This is a genomic window from Psychrobacter fulvigenes (assembly GCF_904846155.1).
GTDB classification, from domain to species: Bacteria; Pseudomonadota; Gammaproteobacteria; order Pseudomonadales; family Moraxellaceae; genus Psychrobacter; species Psychrobacter fulvigenes.
Genome location: NZ_CAJGZP010000001.1, coordinates 1,383,497 through 1,398,735, shown reverse-complemented (window position 1 = coordinate 1,398,735; position 15,239 = coordinate 1,383,497). Strand labels below are relative to the sequence as shown.

Annotated in this window: 12 protein-coding genes and 1 pseudogene; 3 read left to right on the top strand and 10 right to left on the bottom strand. The window is 44.4% G+C overall.

The window, feature by feature from the left end; all coding sequences use genetic code 11:
* Positions 1–47: 47 nt before the first annotated feature.
* The 3 genes from JMX03_RS06140 to JMX03_RS06130 all read right to left on the bottom strand — a co-directional run bounded on the left by JMX03_RS06140 (position 48) and on the right by JMX03_RS06130 (position 4,196).
* Positions 48–3,614 (bottom strand): DUF3238 domain-containing protein, encoded by a 3,567-nt coding sequence (locus JMX03_RS06140; RefSeq protein WP_201595242.1) that lies wholly within the window; start codon positions 3,612–3,614, stop codon positions 48–50.
* Between the two features lie 45 nt (positions 3,615–3,659).
* On the bottom strand, positions 3,660–3,947 hold the full coding sequence (locus JMX03_RS06135) for a hypothetical protein (protein WP_201595240.1): 288 nt from the start codon (positions 3,945–3,947) through the stop codon (positions 3,660–3,662).
* A 69-nt stretch (positions 3,948–4,016) separates the two neighbouring features.
* Entirely contained in the window at positions 4,017–4,196 is a 180-nt protein-coding gene (locus tag JMX03_RS06130; RefSeq protein ID WP_201595238.1) for a hypothetical protein, read from the bottom strand.
* A gap of 783 nt (positions 4,197–4,979) precedes the next feature.
* Between JMX03_RS06130 and JMX03_RS06125 the strand changes: the two genes are divergently transcribed.
* On the top strand, positions 4,980–5,918 hold the full coding sequence (locus JMX03_RS06125; RefSeq protein WP_201595236.1) for an AraC family transcriptional regulator: 939 nt from the start codon (positions 4,980–4,982) through the stop codon (positions 5,916–5,918).
* Between the two features lie 141 nt (positions 5,919–6,059).
* Here JMX03_RS06125 and JMX03_RS06120 read toward each other — a convergent pair whose 3' ends face one another.
* The 5 genes from JMX03_RS06120 to JMX03_RS06100 form a co-directional block, all read right to left on the bottom strand.
* The gene (locus tag JMX03_RS06120) at positions 6,060–6,893 is read right to left on the bottom strand and encodes a sulfite exporter TauE/SafE family protein (RefSeq protein WP_201595234.1); all 834 of its coding nucleotides are present in this window, start codon (positions 6,891–6,893) and stop codon (positions 6,060–6,062) included.
* Between the two features lie 250 nt (positions 6,894–7,143).
* On the bottom strand, positions 7,144–7,644 hold the full coding sequence (locus tag JMX03_RS06115; protein ID WP_201577356.1) for a flavin reductase: 501 nt from the start codon (positions 7,642–7,644) through the stop codon (positions 7,144–7,146).
* A 297-nt stretch (positions 7,645–7,941) separates the two neighbouring features.
* Positions 7,942–8,970, bottom strand: a complete 1,029-nt coding sequence (locus JMX03_RS06110; RefSeq protein WP_201574964.1) for a methionine synthase — start codon at positions 8,968–8,970, stop codon at positions 7,942–7,944.
* Positions 8,971–9,025: 55 nt separating this feature from the next.
* On the bottom strand, positions 9,026–10,048 hold the full coding sequence (locus JMX03_RS06105; RefSeq protein WP_201595232.1) for a DUF1852 domain-containing protein: 1,023 nt from the start codon (positions 10,046–10,048) through the stop codon (positions 9,026–9,028).
* Positions 10,049–10,198: 150 nt separating this feature from the next.
* On the bottom strand, positions 10,199–11,467 hold the full coding sequence (locus JMX03_RS06100; RefSeq protein ID WP_201595230.1) for an LD-carboxypeptidase: 1,269 nt from the start codon (positions 11,465–11,467) through the stop codon (positions 10,199–10,201).
* Positions 11,468–11,582: 115 nt separating this feature from the next.
* On the opposite strand from JMX03_RS06100, the gene JMX03_RS15305 reads away from it, so the two are divergent.
* Complete coding sequence (locus JMX03_RS15305; RefSeq protein ID WP_406947693.1) at positions 11,583–12,077, top strand: YkvA family protein; 495 nt, start codon at positions 11,583–11,585, stop codon at positions 12,075–12,077.
* Between the two features lie 164 nt (positions 12,078–12,241).
* On the opposite strand, the gene JMX03_RS06090 is transcribed toward JMX03_RS15305, so the two are convergent.
* Positions 12,242–12,547 carry a hypothetical protein gene (locus tag JMX03_RS06090; protein WP_201574968.1) on the bottom strand — a complete coding sequence of 102 codons (306 nt, stop codon included), beginning with the start codon at positions 12,545–12,547 and terminating at the stop codon, positions 12,242–12,244.
* 82 nt (positions 12,548–12,629) lie between these two features.
* The gene (locus JMX03_RS06085) at positions 12,630–13,214 is read right to left on the bottom strand and encodes a hypothetical protein (protein ID WP_201574969.1); all 585 of its coding nucleotides are present in this window, start codon (positions 13,212–13,214) and stop codon (positions 12,630–12,632) included.
* A gap of 270 nt (positions 13,215–13,484) precedes the next feature.
* Between JMX03_RS06085 and dnaQ the strand changes: the two are divergent.
* Positions 13,485–15,156: pseudogene (gene dnaQ / locus JMX03_RS14945) on the top strand (DNA polymerase III subunit epsilon).
* Positions 15,157–15,239 lie beyond the last annotated feature (83 nt).

Below are 15,239 nucleotides of genomic sequence, written 5' to 3'. Positions count from 1 at the left end.
AAAGCCTCAAAACAGTGTGCCTTGAGGCTCTATATTGCTGAAGGTAATTAAACTTGTGTAGTTATGTCACACGGTAACATACTCCAACCACTGGTGATGCCTGTTTCGCCGACTCTGTATTCCGATGGTGGCAATAATGACGCTGGGCTTTGGTTTTCGGCAGCAGGATCATGCGAGAATACTCGGCACTCATCCACGTACAGTTCAAACGCTGGGAACCCGTCGTGATCGCCTGATAGCTTGTAATAGAGCTTGCCATTATACTGTTTGACATACAGATACAGATTGGCGTCTATCGCAGGGGCTAGAGACTCTAGTGGATTGGGTGCGTTGACTTTGAGATACACCAAGGCGGCGATAGGTCCATCTGGCCAATAGCTCTCGGCAGTAGGCGCATAAGTATAGGACTGTACCGCATTTAAGTTGTCCGCAGTTCTGGTCAGCGTTCCAGAGTCTGTTGGGCTTGCACCACTATTGATCGAGTTCCACCAGCTTGGCTTGCCAGCCACATCTGAGGTATCGTCCTGATCGTAGGCATGAGTGGCACCAAATTCGATCTGATCTATTTGCAATTGTGGCCAAGCATGATCCGTCCCAAACGTAAGCTTGGCATGAATCTCAGCTCTTGAGGTACCATCACTGTACGAAAAGCTACGATCATCGCCAGCATAGGCACTGGTCAATGGTATGCCAGTAGTCACCACTGGCGCGGGTATAAAGACACGCAGCTTGATATCGACCTCGCGTGACGCTGTCCCTAACGGCTCAGCCACAACACCATAAGAGATATTTGACGCTGGGATAATGACGTTTTGATCGTCAATCTCACCCAGTAGTTGCGCGGTACGTCTACTTCCTTCTGCTTGGGTTAATAGATCCGAATCAACCGCCTTTTTGATCACTTGCAACTGATCGACCAGCTTGGAAGGTGATGTCTGTCTGACCATCTCACTCGATGCCGCTTGCAGACCTGGGTTATTGATCTTCGCTGAGGTAGGCGCCGTGGTACTGGCTTTGGTGCCGCTTTTGGTATTGGTCGATTTGGTGACGCCATCGGTCTTAGCGTCCGCAGGCGCAGCTGAATCACTACTAGATATTGGCACACCTGTATAGGCTGAGACCAAGCCGCGCACTACATCTCCTGCGATAGCATCCATAGCAGCGCGGTGCTGACGAGTGCTCGTAAACGCCTCTTTGGTTGCGTTATTGATAAAGGATAACAGCTCAGCGCCATTGGTCAGATCGCGGAATATATCAGGCGTTCCCATTACTGACAAAGCGTTTGCCATACCCGAGGAGTCAGGTACTGCTGGAGCTGCCTGCATGTTGACGATCGGCGCAGCAAAGCTGGTCGGTGTGGTATCGCTGCGTGATGCGCGGCTACCAGGTGAGACGCCGGTGATGTCAGGCGCGGTACGCTGACAGCGGTTCTCAGGTTCAACGAAGCGCTCGACATCGCGTTTTTCTGTAGCATTACAGCACGATAAGAACACCTCACCAAATACACCTCTAGTCGGAATAGTAACAACACGGCTAGATACCACGTAGTCAGGGCTCCTGACCGCAGCGATGCGATGGCCTTCGAGCACCTCAAAGGCGACATAATTACCCAAAATACCGATGGGCTTATTGACGATATGATCGAGCAGTGATTTGTCGCCTATTTTGAATTGATCAAATCGGATAGCGCGACGATCTGAGTCCTCGCGTAGCCAGATTGCTCGCATATAGCGCATAGGCTGCCCTTGGATGTGAGCGATCAGCTCCTGCAAGCGGCAATAGTCTCTATGCTCGCGGCCCCGATAGCTGCTAAAGTCAACGGGAGGATTGGCAACGATACCGATGTTTACCGAAGGATTGCTAGCATCCAGCGTGACATCAACAGCATTGGTTTCAATCACAAAGGATTGCGGATTGCTAATATAGCGCGAGCGATCGGTCGTAGCATAGACTTCGATACGGTCAAGCTTGAACTTAATCGCATCTCCAAAGGCGGTTTCATTAATGCTAAAAAAACCTAAGTCTATAGCGTTGATATTACGTAGCGCCTCGGCACTATCAAAGGAGACGATAAACTCACTGATATCATCATGTCTAACAGGTGAGGAGACAAAGTAACTTGGAGGCTGATTGGAGGTGTGACCGCGAGGGCTTAAGCGCAGCGTTTGTCCTGATTTGGTTTTGATACGCAGGCTAACCCCAAGCCGCCATGCTGACCCTAGAGTAATATCCCAACGCGAAAAAGTCGCATAAGGCTCTTCGATACTATAGACATCTTTGCAATGCAACAGTCTTGAGAGCGATTGAAAGGCACTTCTATAGCTGCGCGGCACCATTCTTCGTAACAGTCTTGAATGCCGATCAAGAAAACGAGTAATGGCACTAGAGGGCGAGTTGACGAACTTATCAAAACTGGCAATTGTTCCAAATATAGCCTGATCGACCGCGTAGGGCACCATCAATACAGGTTTTTCCTCAACCAGCTCGGTCTTTACAGAGTAGTGCTCTACCACCTGAAAGTACTGCAAGTTCATCACGTGATTCATATTGTGATTATGTACTGTACGCGTCTGAATACGTTCAGACTCTCGCTGATAGGAGGTTGTGACAACGGTAGAGCGCTGATGCCGGATAGCCGACGCACTTTGCGACACACTATCGGATATATTTTGCACCGTTGAAGTGTGCAAAGAGCGCCGCCCTGTCGATGAGCTGGAGGTACCACCCCCCCCGCCGCCAATACTAAAGAACCCAAGATCTAAGCTTGCTCCGCCGCCGCCAGCAGCTGAGCTACCCTCTTGGTTCTCACGCAATACCAAGTCCACCACTTCATCGATACTGCGATCATGCTGTAGATCATGCTCCATTTGCTCAGTTTGTGTTCGCGACTCAGAACGAGTATCGCGCTCACTACGTGTCCAATCAATAAAGGCTAGATTGATATCTTCGCAAGGTGCTAGTGACGTCGAGTATAACAGTCGTCCCAAGCCGCGCCCAGCAGGATACCAACCGTGGCGATACAGATTAGACAGACCTATGAGCAAGTTGCCGCCTAGTACTGCATAGGTACTCGCAGAGTCATCACCATAATCAATAGGTGATGCCACACCCGTGCGCTCTTTTTCCTTTTCACCGTTAAATACCAAGCGCACATCTTCAATATCAGTCAGGCGCACCGTTTGGCGAAAGTAGTACTCTTTGGCAGGAAACTCAGTCCTTGGCCGCAAACAGCAGTTTCCATCGATATGCTCTTCATTGAGACCAAAAGATGCTGGCGAGATACTCAAGTCAATATCATCGGGATCTTCTATGGTTCCTGGTGTCTCAGTGCTGTCATGATTGTCCATCCAATCATGTAGCTTTTCGACCAATGTTTTTGGAACAGGGATAATATGAGGAACTGCTAACAATAATCCATCCAAGATTCTATCTTTAGACAAGGTATAGATATGTGGATTGGTTTTGTCTAGCGAAGCGTCATGGATGATGACATCGATTTTTTCGATACTATCAAGCTCAATATTAGACAAATTAACTGAGGTATACCCTCTAGAGTCTGTCTTACCACTGCGCAGTTGTATCTTTTCATCTGAGTCTTTTCGCGTCGCCTGCAAGGCATAAGTAGCATTGGGTGCTGGTCGTCCATCTTCACCATCAAACTAGAGGCGCAATTTGCCAATCATCTGGATCGGTGTCATGGTGTTGTCTGCGAACAGCTTGGCATCACGTGGCCCAATGCCAGTCATACGCTGCTGCGCTATAACCTTTGGCGTCTCCAAAACCACATCGTTAAGATTAAGCTCAGTTTCTCTAACCACGTTGTGGAATTCTTTTTCGATGATCGTTGGACGCTCAATACCTACGCCCAAGTTTTGCGCAATTTCAGGGGCGGCAGCGACTTTATCCTTTAGATCAGAAATAAGCTTTTGTGCCGCATCAGCCTTCACTTTTAATGACTTGATCTGAGCTGAATCACTACTCGTATCTTTTGCTATTTCAGATTGTAGCCTGAGCAGTTACTCTTCGGCCATATGAAAGCCGTGCTTAAAATCATCGATTTGCGTCTTAATGGTAGCACCGCTTTGAGCTTCTACAGATGTCTGCGCCTTTGAGACGTCTGAGATGTTTTGGGAGGAAGTTTGCTTTTTTTGCTTGCTAGTGTCAGTAGCTTTAGAACCTGTTTTTTTAGTAGTCATGGTCTCAACTCCTTTGAGAATTAACATATCCAGATTTAAAATACTTGAGTACGAAAACTGCTCACAGCAAAACTTCAGTTGGTTTCCTATAACAAGTATCAACAAACAGTAGACTTAACATTTAACCAATCAAATCATCTGCTTTACTATTATCAGCGGCCATAACACCAACATAGACCATCTACTAAATATGTCGCAAGCCAAATTGATGATAATGTGCTACGACTAAAAATATAGAGACAATAAACACATGTTTGGTTAATTTATATAGATAAATTACCTTTTGTCTTGGATTTCTACTGGTTAGCAATCATTTTTTTAGAGGGCTTTATGACTATCACCTTGATATTGAGCAGCAAGCTTTTGATTATTAGGTTTTTTATCCTTTAACTTGACCGCATCACATGCTCTACTACAATCTCGCTGCTACTTGTTATCTATGCAAACACTAAAAACGATCTAACCACCTGACTTATAAGACAAAAAAATATCTTCGCTAAAGATATAGCTGACCCTACGAAACAACCATTTAGCTGGTATTTCCTCAAAAACCTATAATATTTAAAGTAAATAACATACGATATTTGGTAGTATAAAATTAGACACACTCTTTTAGATATGGTTATTGGCTAGATTCTTACACCTGATCAGACTATATTTGATGGTTTTTTAGATAGAGAAATGCACCGTTCATCGTGATATCAAACCTAGTATCAACAATGTTTTTAGACAGGAAACGATGACAAGGATCTCGAAGCTGATTGATAATTAAGGACGGGACTTATGGATGTACTGAGTAGGTTGCTACAGCAATCTCAGCACCTAAAGGAAACTAAATATTATTGTTTGAGTTTTTCTGGTGACTGGGCATTTTCACTCACGAGTAGCGACAATATTTATTTTTATTTGATTCAAGCTGGCAGCTTTTATATCACTATAAATGGAGTATCACGACAAGTGTATACTGGTGATATTGTGATGATTCCTAATTCCAATAAACATATCTGTCATGCACCAAACTATCATAGTCAACATGTCCAAGAGTTAGATAAAACTTTACTTGAGGATGATAAATGTCCTGCCGACCTTCTCAAAGACAGTAACTCTAATACGCAATTTATAGTAATCGAATGTCAATACGATAAAGACCTGCTTCGACCGCTACTATCAGCATTACCCGCCATTTTGCCTGAGCATGATGAAAACCATGGAAGTCAATTTAAAGCGCTCGGCTGGGCCCTTGGTTTCTTAACAATAGAGTCTCAATATGAGCGCTTAGGTAAGCTTGCGATGATTAATTTTTGGGCAAGTATTGTCATGGTTGAATGCTTACGCACATATATTGAAAGATTGCCTGAGAAGGCAGAGAATTGGTTGCTTGCTATGAGAGATCCGTATTTATCAAAAACACTAGCCATTCTTCATGATTCACCAGATCATAAATGGACGACTCATGAGCTGGCAGAAAAGGTCGGCATGTCTCGTTCAAGCTTTACTCAGCGCTTCAAAAACATTATGGGGGTGCCGCCCTTGACTTACCTGACTACCTACCGCTTATGTCTTGCTGCTCGCCAACTACGCCTACAACATAATAGTATCGGTCAAATCAGTGAGCTAGTTGGTTACACATCAAACTCAACTTTTAGCCAAGCATTTAAGCGAGTATATGGTATGTCACCGAAAGCGTATCGAGAACGGCAACAAGCTGCTATAAGCAACTAAGATTTGTTGAATATTTAAATATTAGGACTACTAATAGGTTGTATCTCTAGTAAGAATAACGAACGTATAGTCAGTTGAAAATAAAACTGTTATAAATTTATGCGCGCTGCTGGTATATGTTTAATCTAAGTCTTTCAAACCTCAAACCAATCCTTTATAAAGGAAATAAAATCCCACCACGGTTAATAACAGCGCAAAGCATTTCTTTAACAATGCTGGTGATAGTATATGAGCGACTTTTGCGCCTACCTTCGCGGTGAAAAAACTCATGATGCTGATACCTAAGAAGGCATAAATGTGCACAAAGCCAATGGTATTAGGTACATTTATTTGCGCCTGCGTCCCAAATACTATATACCCTAGCGCACCTGCAATGGCAATCGGCAAGCCGCATGCAGCGGATGTACCAACCGCTTTTTGCATGACCACATTATAACGGGTGAGATAAGGCACCGTTAAGCTGCCGCCACCAATACCAAAAATGGCCGAAGCAACGCCAATAACCCCGCCTGCTGCCAACTGTTTAGGTTTTGAAGGCAGTTCTGTATTATTATGGTTGGCATTACTGACATTATTAGCATGACTGGCGACCTGTTTTTTGCCACCGAAGAACATCTTATAGGCGACCCAAAGCAAAAATACACCGACAATAAGCTGCAGATAAAGCCCAGATATTTGCCCTGCTATTCCCGCACCCAAAAAGCAGCCAACCGCTAAACCTGGCGCTAAGTTTTTAAAGACAGGCCACATGACGGCGCCCTTTTTATTGTGTGCCATTAACGAGCTGATCGAGGTGACAATGATGGTCGCCAGTGAGGTACCTAACGCCAGATGCATGATGTTGTCAGGACTGTAGTCCATTTGCGTAAAAACGATAAATAACAGTGGCACGATGATGGTGCCGCCGCCCACGCCAAATAGCCCTGCAGCAAACCCTGCTAGCGCCCCTATTATTAAAAAAATGATTAGTTCCACAGGATAGTTACTTCTTATTTAGATTTGGTTAAATATAGTCAACTCGAAATAAAATCGATACGTTTATATTGTCGTGCTACTGGTACAAATTTTCCTTGCTTGCTGTGCGCTTCGCACTCCAGAGGCTGCACAAAATTTATCCCAGTAGCACTGTGTCGGTTTTAAAGTGTATCAACTATAGTTATTTTAGCTAGATAGTAATTAGGGTCTATTGGATATCCAACAGACCCTAGAAAATAATGTACGCGGTTTACCCTTGATCGGCTTGACCCACTTGATGATAGGCACGATTAAAATAGGCCAAACTTTCATTTTGCCCATCTTGCTTCTCCTGCTTGATAGCGACAACACGGCATATAAAAATACTGTGCGTGCCAACTTCCTGAACTTGCTCAATCTCACAATCAAAGCTGACGAGCGCATCTTCTAAAACAGGAGCGCCTGTTGCTAACTGCGTCCAAGAACCCTGTTTGAATCGCTCTTTTGAACCGAGTTTGGAGGCAAAGGTATTGGATATATATTCATGCTGTACCCCTAGCACATTGACACTCAAGATTTTATTTTCAATAAAACTTTTATGTGATCGAGCCATCCGATTCATACAGACCAGTAAGGTTGGCGGTGTGTCCGTGACACTACATACCGCAGATGCGGTAAACCCATGCATACCAGAAGGGCCTTTTGTGGTGACCACATTGACCGCTGTCGTTAACATAGACATTGCATCTCTAAAGTCGGTTGCTTCAATCATATCCTTAATCATTACTGTAATCCTAAATTTGAGCTCGGTAAGTAGTAGGGCGTGTCAATCCTAAAAACAATACAAGGCAAGCGCGCAAGTATTATAATGATAGGCACAGGGACTTAATACCGTAACACTTTAAGCGTGGTTCGACTATAGATTTTCTTCAGTTATCGATAGGATTACTTAATGATTCTAATCGGATTTTACAATCAAACCAAACTCTCGAGCATTGATCCCCACACATCTTAAGATTGGTTAGTACTGGGTAATAGATGCTATGTAGTAAGTGCCGTGCAATACGTACTAAGCTGTCAGTTCTTTACGAACGATTGCCGCACCTGCACTTAATGCTGCAAGCTTACCACGTGCCACTTGGCGAGACAGAGGTGCCATGCCGCAGTTGGTCGAAGGATAAAGCTTATCAGCATCAACAAATTGCAGGGCCTTGCGTAGCGTATCCGCAACTTCTTCAGGAGTTTCAATAGTATTGGTTGCCACATCAATGGCACCGATCATCACTTTTTTGCCGCGAATCAATTCAATCAAATCCATCGGCACATGTGAGTTTTGACACTCGAGTGAAACAATATCGATAGCAGACTGCTGCAGTTTTGGAAATGCTTGCTCATACTGGCGCCACTCTGAACCCAGCGTCTTTTTCCAGTCATTATTGGCTTTGATACCATAGCCATAGCAAATATGCACCGCCGTCTCACATTTCAACCCTTCAATGGCACGCTCTAACGTGGCGATGCCCCAGTCGTTGACGTCATCGAAGAACACGTTAAAGGCAGGCTCATCGAATTGGATAATATCTACCCCAGCCGCTTCTAACTCTCTGGCTTCTTGATTGAGAATTTTGGCAAATTCCCAAGCCAGTTTTTCACGGCTTTTATAATGACCATCATACAGCGTATCAATCATCGTCATTGGGCCAGGCAGCGCCCATTTTATCGGCTGATCTGTTTGCTGCCGTAAAAACTTGGCGTCGTCTACAAATACTGGTCTTTGACGGCTCACAGCCCCAACGACAGATGGCACACTCGCCTCATAACGATCACGGATTTTGACCGTTTTACGGTTCTCAAAATCGACGCCATCTAGATGTTCAATAAAGGTGGTCACGAAATGCTGACGAGTCTGCTCCCCATCACTGACAATATCTATCCCTGCATGCCGCTGTTCTTGTAATGACACCCGTAGCGCATCTTGTTTGGCTTCAAGCAGTTGTTCGCCTTCCAATGCCCAAGGTGACCAAATTTTTTCAGGTTCGGCAAGCCAAGAAGGTTTTGGTAAGCTGCCTGCTGTTGACGTCGGTAATAATAATTCCATAATATTTAATCTTCTCTATTATCTAATCTTTTATATTTTGGTTGATAAGGGTCTATTAAGCTGCGCGTTTTTTAGCCGCTTCTTTTTGAATTGTCTCGCTTGTCACAACATAGTTTGCCGCCCACTCATCAAGAATGGCCTGATAGGGTTTTATAAACTCATCTTCCGTGAACTTACCTTGCGTCACCGCCATTTGGCTGCGCTCCGCGCGATCATAGACAATTTGAGTCAATGAATAGTCTTGGTACTTCAAACTTGGCTGATATATGTGACCAGCGGTAGAGTTGGCATTGTAAATTTCAGGTCGGTAGATCTTCTGGAAAGTCTCCATCGTACTGATGGCACTGATCAGCTCAAGATCGGTGTAATCACGTAGCAAGTCACCAGCGAAATAAAACGCTAAAGGCGCAACACTACCTGCAGGCATGAAATAGCGAACGGTTAAGCCCATTTTGTGGAAGTAGTCATCGGTCAATGAATACTCATCCTGTCTGTATTCGACCCCTAATACAGGATGCTCATTGCCCGTGCGCTGATAGATCTTACTGCTTGACACACTCAGGCAAATCACAGGTTGCTTGTGAAAGTTGGCTTGATAGGCCTCTGAGTTCAATAAATGTTGAAACAGCTTACCGTGCAAATCGCCAAAATCAGCTGGTGGCGCGGACTCTGGATGGTTTGCGAAATGCTCTGGTAACACAATGCTAAAGTCATAATCGCGTACATAAGATGAGAAGCTATTGCCAATCATACCGTCGATACGGGTGTTTTCTTTATGGTCGACAATCGTTGTTTTCAGCGTCTCAATGACTGGAAACGTATTGCCATTGCCTTCGATATCTAAGTCTGCTGAAATGATATCGACTTCAACAGAATAACGGTCAGCGGTTGGATTGTCCCAGTGCGCCAAATCGTTAAAACGATTGTTTATCATGGCGAGCGTTTTGCGTAAGTTCTCTTGGCGATTGTCGCCACGTGCCAAATTCGCAAAGTTAGTGGTCAGACGCGTGCTGTCTGCAGGCTGATAGTTTTCGTCAAAACGAATGTGTGAGATGGTATATGTGAACTGTTTACTCATGATAATCTGCTACCTTAATCTACTCTCATTAACTGAGATAAAACCAAATTTGTGTATGGGATGAATCATACCCAAATTAGAACATGAATAAAAACGACTTAACTTAAACATAAGATGAATAAAATTCATGTTGGAAAATTATCGTACTTCTCAAACCTGCCACAGCCCCTCAACACTTATAATATTTTTATTATCAATGACTGGATAATCAGTAAAGCTCATGCCATAACCGCCTAGAGCGTTCGGGCTTATCTCACACCTTGCGCCCAGTGGGAAGCTGTGTTTTTTACTGATATGTCCAAAGCTCATGCCGCTGTAGATAGGCAGTCCAGTCAGCTTATGCAACTGACGAATGACCATCGCCACATCATAGCGTTTGTCATAGCTGTCTTCACCGGTACCAGACAACGACCCAAAAACAATGGCTTGCTGACGCTGAAACACGCCAGCCAAATACAAGTCATAGAGCATGCGCTCAATACGATATGCCTGCTCGCCCACGTCCTCCAAAAAGACAATGCCACCATCAATGTTCGGTAAGTACTTACTCCCTGCCAGCGCCGATACCACGCTGAGATTACCACCCCAGATCGTTCCTGTTAGTGTTTGACTCTCATCAGTGGCTAAAATCGTGGGTAACTGGGCACTGGTCAACGCTGCACTCTGTATATCGATGCGTAAATTAGGATTAGTGAGTGCCGCTACAAACTGGCGACAACTCACCTCATCAGGTGTGGTTTTGCCAAACTCACTGTAGAGCATGGGCGCAGCAAGCGAGCTCATTTTCCCTTGTGCCAATAGCGCACATTGAATAGCAGTGACGTCACTAAACCCAGCCAATATAGTGCCACGCTCGTGCATAACACGTCCTAACGTCGGCCAATCAATCAACGGGAGCAAGCGTATGGCGCCATAGCCACCGCGCACGCCGAGTAGCAGTTTGGGCGCTTTAATGGCACCAGTGGCGATATTCTGCAGGTCACTGGCCCGCTGCGCATCCGTACCAGCAAAGCGTAAATACTGGCGTTTGGTGATAGCAGGATTGTGTACCTCAAAACCTGCACAGGCCAATCGCTCCAATGCTAGCTGGTTGCGCTCATTACTACCGCCAACGTTGGAGCTAGCAAATAGACGCGTTTCAATCGTAGGTATTATGCACTTTGAGGTAGACCCTATTAACTGATTATCTTCAACCGCTGAGGTAGGCAACTCTGAGATAGGTAATTCGTCTTTGGTCAGGGATTTAGCACTTTTTTGGTCTCTTGTAGCAACACTCAAGCTTTGCGCAAGGCTCTGGGTTGCAAACAGCCCTGCTCCTGCAGTCATGCCTAACTGCCAAAAAAACTGGCGGCGATTAAGCTCGTTGTTTGTCGTAGTGTCTGTTGATGACTGCTGTAGAGTTTTTGTGGTTGCGCGCATATTGGATCATTGCCTTAAAAAATTATCTTAAAATAGAGCACGAATCGAATTTGGTCTATAGATATATGCTGGCTATAGTATGAATATACTAAAAATACGTGAAAGGAGAATAGTAATGACTGCTGATTATAAAGAGGGTAGCAAAAACGGAAACACTGACAGGATTGCTGATGCTGACCTAGAATACATCATTCGTGAAGAAGAAAAACTTAAAGACAAGCTGCAAGACAACAGTTATCTAGAACGCTTTACTAAAGACTTGATGTTGTTTATGAGCTTAGTGAAAGACTACTATCAAGGCAACTATAAAGACATCCCCTACAAAACCATATCAGCGGTCGTCGTAGGTTTGTTATATATTCTAAATCCTATCGATATCATTCCAGACTTCATCCCGATTATTGGTTATATTGATGATGCCTTAGTCATTACTTTTTGCTTAAAACTGGTCGAAAAAGATCTGCACAAGTATCAGTCATGGAAAAAACGCCAAACTTCTCTCAAAGCTGAGACTGAGACTGAGACTGAGACTGAGACTGAGACTGAGACTGAGACTGAGATAAAAGCAGAAAAGACCGATGACAACAACACCCTTTCTGACAGCCCATAGCTCTTAACTAAAGCTCTTAACTAAAGCGCCCAACTAAGACCACAAAAAATAGCAACGACTCACGGTTTTTATTAACCCGTCGTTGCTTATTTATCAGCTCTATAGTGAATCCTAAAAAACGGATGCGTTTTTTGTCACGTGCTGCTGCTATTCATTTTGCTTGTTCAGTTCGGCAGATCATAACGTGAGTTTTCTGGATTTAGACCAAATGAATAGACGAAGGTCGCAACCAAACTATTGATAACAATAAACGGCAGATCAAGGCTAACATGACCGAGCAAGTAGCGACCAATCAGCCACGACACCACCAGCATGATGATAAAAAACCCACCTAGATACCCCAAAATTGTTGGATGTTTCAAGCCATACGGCTGTTCAGGTGCAGGCTTTTTATTCAGTACATAATTTCGTATTGCCCAACCAGCTGCATAAGACAATCCGCCTAACACCACATAACTAAAAAAATTCATATTTTTAACTCTATTACAAAACACTGGATAGCAAACACTGTTCAAACAATCAGTAACTGTCTAAGGGCCTTTATATCCATCATTAATAGCTGTCTTCATTGACATTATTAATCACAATGTTGGCATGTGGATTGGCTAAAATATCCGTATTAACCTCATCACAATCTACCCGATAAATGGTATTGGCCCCTCTATAAATATAAGACAAATACTCACTGTCAAGGAGTGGATCAATATTGGCATAGACAGGTTTGACATGTGCCAACACCAATACCCTATCAGGACGCGCAATGACTGCATCGACATTATCAGGATCGATGGAGAAAAACTTAGGTATCTCGCTGTTATCAACGATTTCTAACGGTTCAGCGACATCCCAGACACGGTTAGCACTTGCAGGCTCTTTCATCTGCATCACCCACTCACCTGATTGCTCACTGATTTTAATCTGTGCAGGTTCGTTATGGCTGACGGTATAACAGCCTGCAAAGACAGATAAATCCGCTTCAGCTTTTGTCTCTGTATTCTCAGCGTCTGAAAGACTACTGTCGTTACAGCCAGTCAAAAATAACGCACTGCAGGCTATGCTACTGATTGCGAGAATGGCAAGTTTATTGCATAGTTTACTGTTTATAGTGACTAAGCGACCGTCTAAGCGTTTAGGCATGTTAGGATTATCCTACAATAAAGGGTTTTGAGACCTGAAAAGCTCAATTCAAATTAAGGTGAATTCATCAGGCTTATTTTAACAGAAAATTTCTATCCTGCTGTGCTGATATGTCGTTTTACAGTTTCGTCATTAGCAAGAGCACATATTGGTCATGGATTTGCTATAATCAAGCGCATTCATTTAAGTGACACTAGCAGCAGTTGAGCCATGCTTTTATATAAATTGTGTGTGGCTGCAGGTTAGTATTTAATAGGTTATTGAGTTTTTATGTCAGACAATCATGTTTCATCACTGCATGCCTCTAGCGCTTCTATTGACGTATCAGTAAGCGCTGCAAGTACTCGTCAGCAAAATACAGCCGACCCACTGGCAGTGAAGGCAAACACCACCGTCGCCTATACTGATGGGGCTTGCAAAGGCAACCCGGGCGCTGGTGGTTGGGGCGCACATCTGATATTTAGCGATGGACGTACACAAGACCTATACGGCGGCGATAAAGAAACCACCAATAACCGTATGGAGCTGATGGGAGCAATAAAAGCCCTAGAGCACAGCCCACGCGGCTCAAAGCTTGAAATCTGGACTGACTCTAGCTACGTAAAAAACGGCATTACGCAGTGGATTGCCAATTGGAAACAACGCGGCTGGAAAACCGCCAGCAAAAAGCCCGTTGCCAATCAGGATTTGTGGCAACAGCTAGATAAGCTTCGTCAGGATCGCGATGTTGATTGGCATTGGGTAAAAGGTCATGCAGGTCATGCAGGCAATGAAAAGGCCGACGAGCTGGCCAACCTTGGAGTCACTTCAAGTAGTGAGCCGTCAGCTGCAGGCAATAGTACGCCTAAAGATGATAATCATGAAGGTAATGCTAAAAAAAACTCAAATAACCGCTAATGACTGGCTTAACTTTGATCCCTTGGGCTTTGATATGATGGATGACGAGGCAGCCCTATTAGAGGAAGTGTTAGATGACATCGCTTCAGACGAGACACTTTTAGATGCAACAAATAGCTTCTCACATTCCATGCAAGTCAGTAGCCAACTGAGCCACGATATACAGCCAATGAGTACCGAGTCTATGAGTACAGATGCAATGACAGCAGATAATAACTTGCCAACTAACAATTTGCCAACTAATAACTTGCCAGATGAGACGGCAGATTTGCCACAGTTTGACGGCGATACCAGCCGTGCCAATCCGCATTTTCGCCCACTGCTACCCAAGCCCATTCATCGTCATGAAGCCAACCGCCAATTGATTATGGATACGGAGACCACAGGTCTTGATGCTCTAAAAGGGGATCGAATAGTCGAAGTGGGTATCGTTGAGCTAGTCGGCCGTAAGTTCACGGGCGAGAAGCTACATGTTTATATCAATCCAGAACGCGGTATGGACGAAGAAGTCATCCGTATTCATGGTATCTCTGAGGCTTTTTTAACCGACAAACCAACCTTTGATCAAGTAGCCAAATCGCTCTATGAATTTATGGATGGTGCAGAGATCATCGCTCACAACGCGGCGTTTGATATGACCTTCTTATCAATGGAGTTTGACAAGGTTGGTATGACTGACTTTGCGCAGCGAGTAAAAGTCACTGACTCGCTGGCGATGGCCAAACAGCAATACCCTGGACAGAAAAACACCCTTGATGCACTGGTACGCCGCCTTGATGTGGGTAAACAAGACCGAACCTTTCACGGCGCTTTACTTGACTCAGAGATCTTAGCCGAAGTCTATTTAGCGATGACTGGTGGTCAGGTCGCGCTAGCTATCGAGGATGATGCTGAAGCAGATGGTGGTCATACCGCTCATGCGAGCTTTGCCAGTCTTGCTGCCATGTTATTGGAGTCCAAAGCTGACAGCAGCGCCAATCAGAGCTGGTTTGCAGGCTTAGCAGAAGATTATCCCGATATAAAAACCAACATGTCTCAGTGGTAAAAGTGATAAACACCCTCCCAAATAACACTCTGAGACGCTATGACTATTATTGACATATATTGACTTAGCAGATATCTGCCTTA

Bases quoted from the DNA above. Each gene is read 5' to 3' on its own strand.
- JMX03_RS06130 (WP_201595238.1), bottom strand. From the start codon at position 4,196: ATGACTACTAAAAAAACAGGTTCTAAAGCTACTGACACTAGCAAGCAA.
- JMX03_RS06125 (WP_201595236.1), top strand. From the start codon at position 4,980: ATGGATGTACTGAGTAGGTTGCTACAGCAATCTCAGCACCTAAAGGAA.
- JMX03_RS06115 (WP_201577356.1), bottom strand. From the start codon at position 7,644: ATGATTGAAGCAACCGACTTTAGAGATGCAATGTCTATGTTAACGACA.
- JMX03_RS06110 (WP_201574964.1), bottom strand. From the start codon at position 8,970: ATGGAATTATTATTACCGACGTCAACAGCAGGCAGCTTACCAAAACCT.
- JMX03_RS06105 (WP_201595232.1), bottom strand. From the start codon at position 10,048: ATGAGTAAACAGTTCACATATACCATCTCACACATTCGTTTTGACGAA.
- JMX03_RS06100 (WP_201595230.1), bottom strand. From the start codon at position 11,467: ATGCGCGCAACCACAAAAACTCTACAGCAGTCATCAACAGACACTACG.
- JMX03_RS15305 (WP_406947693.1), top strand. From the start codon at position 11,583: ATGACTGCTGATTATAAAGAGGGTAGCAAAAACGGAAACACTGACAGG.
- JMX03_RS06090 (WP_201574968.1), bottom strand. From the start codon at position 12,547: ATGAATTTTTTTAGTTATGTGGTGTTAGGCGGATTGTCTTATGCAGCT.
- JMX03_RS06085 (WP_201574969.1), bottom strand. From the start codon at position 13,214: ATGCCTAAACGCTTAGACGGTCGCTTAGTCACTATAAACAGTAAACTA.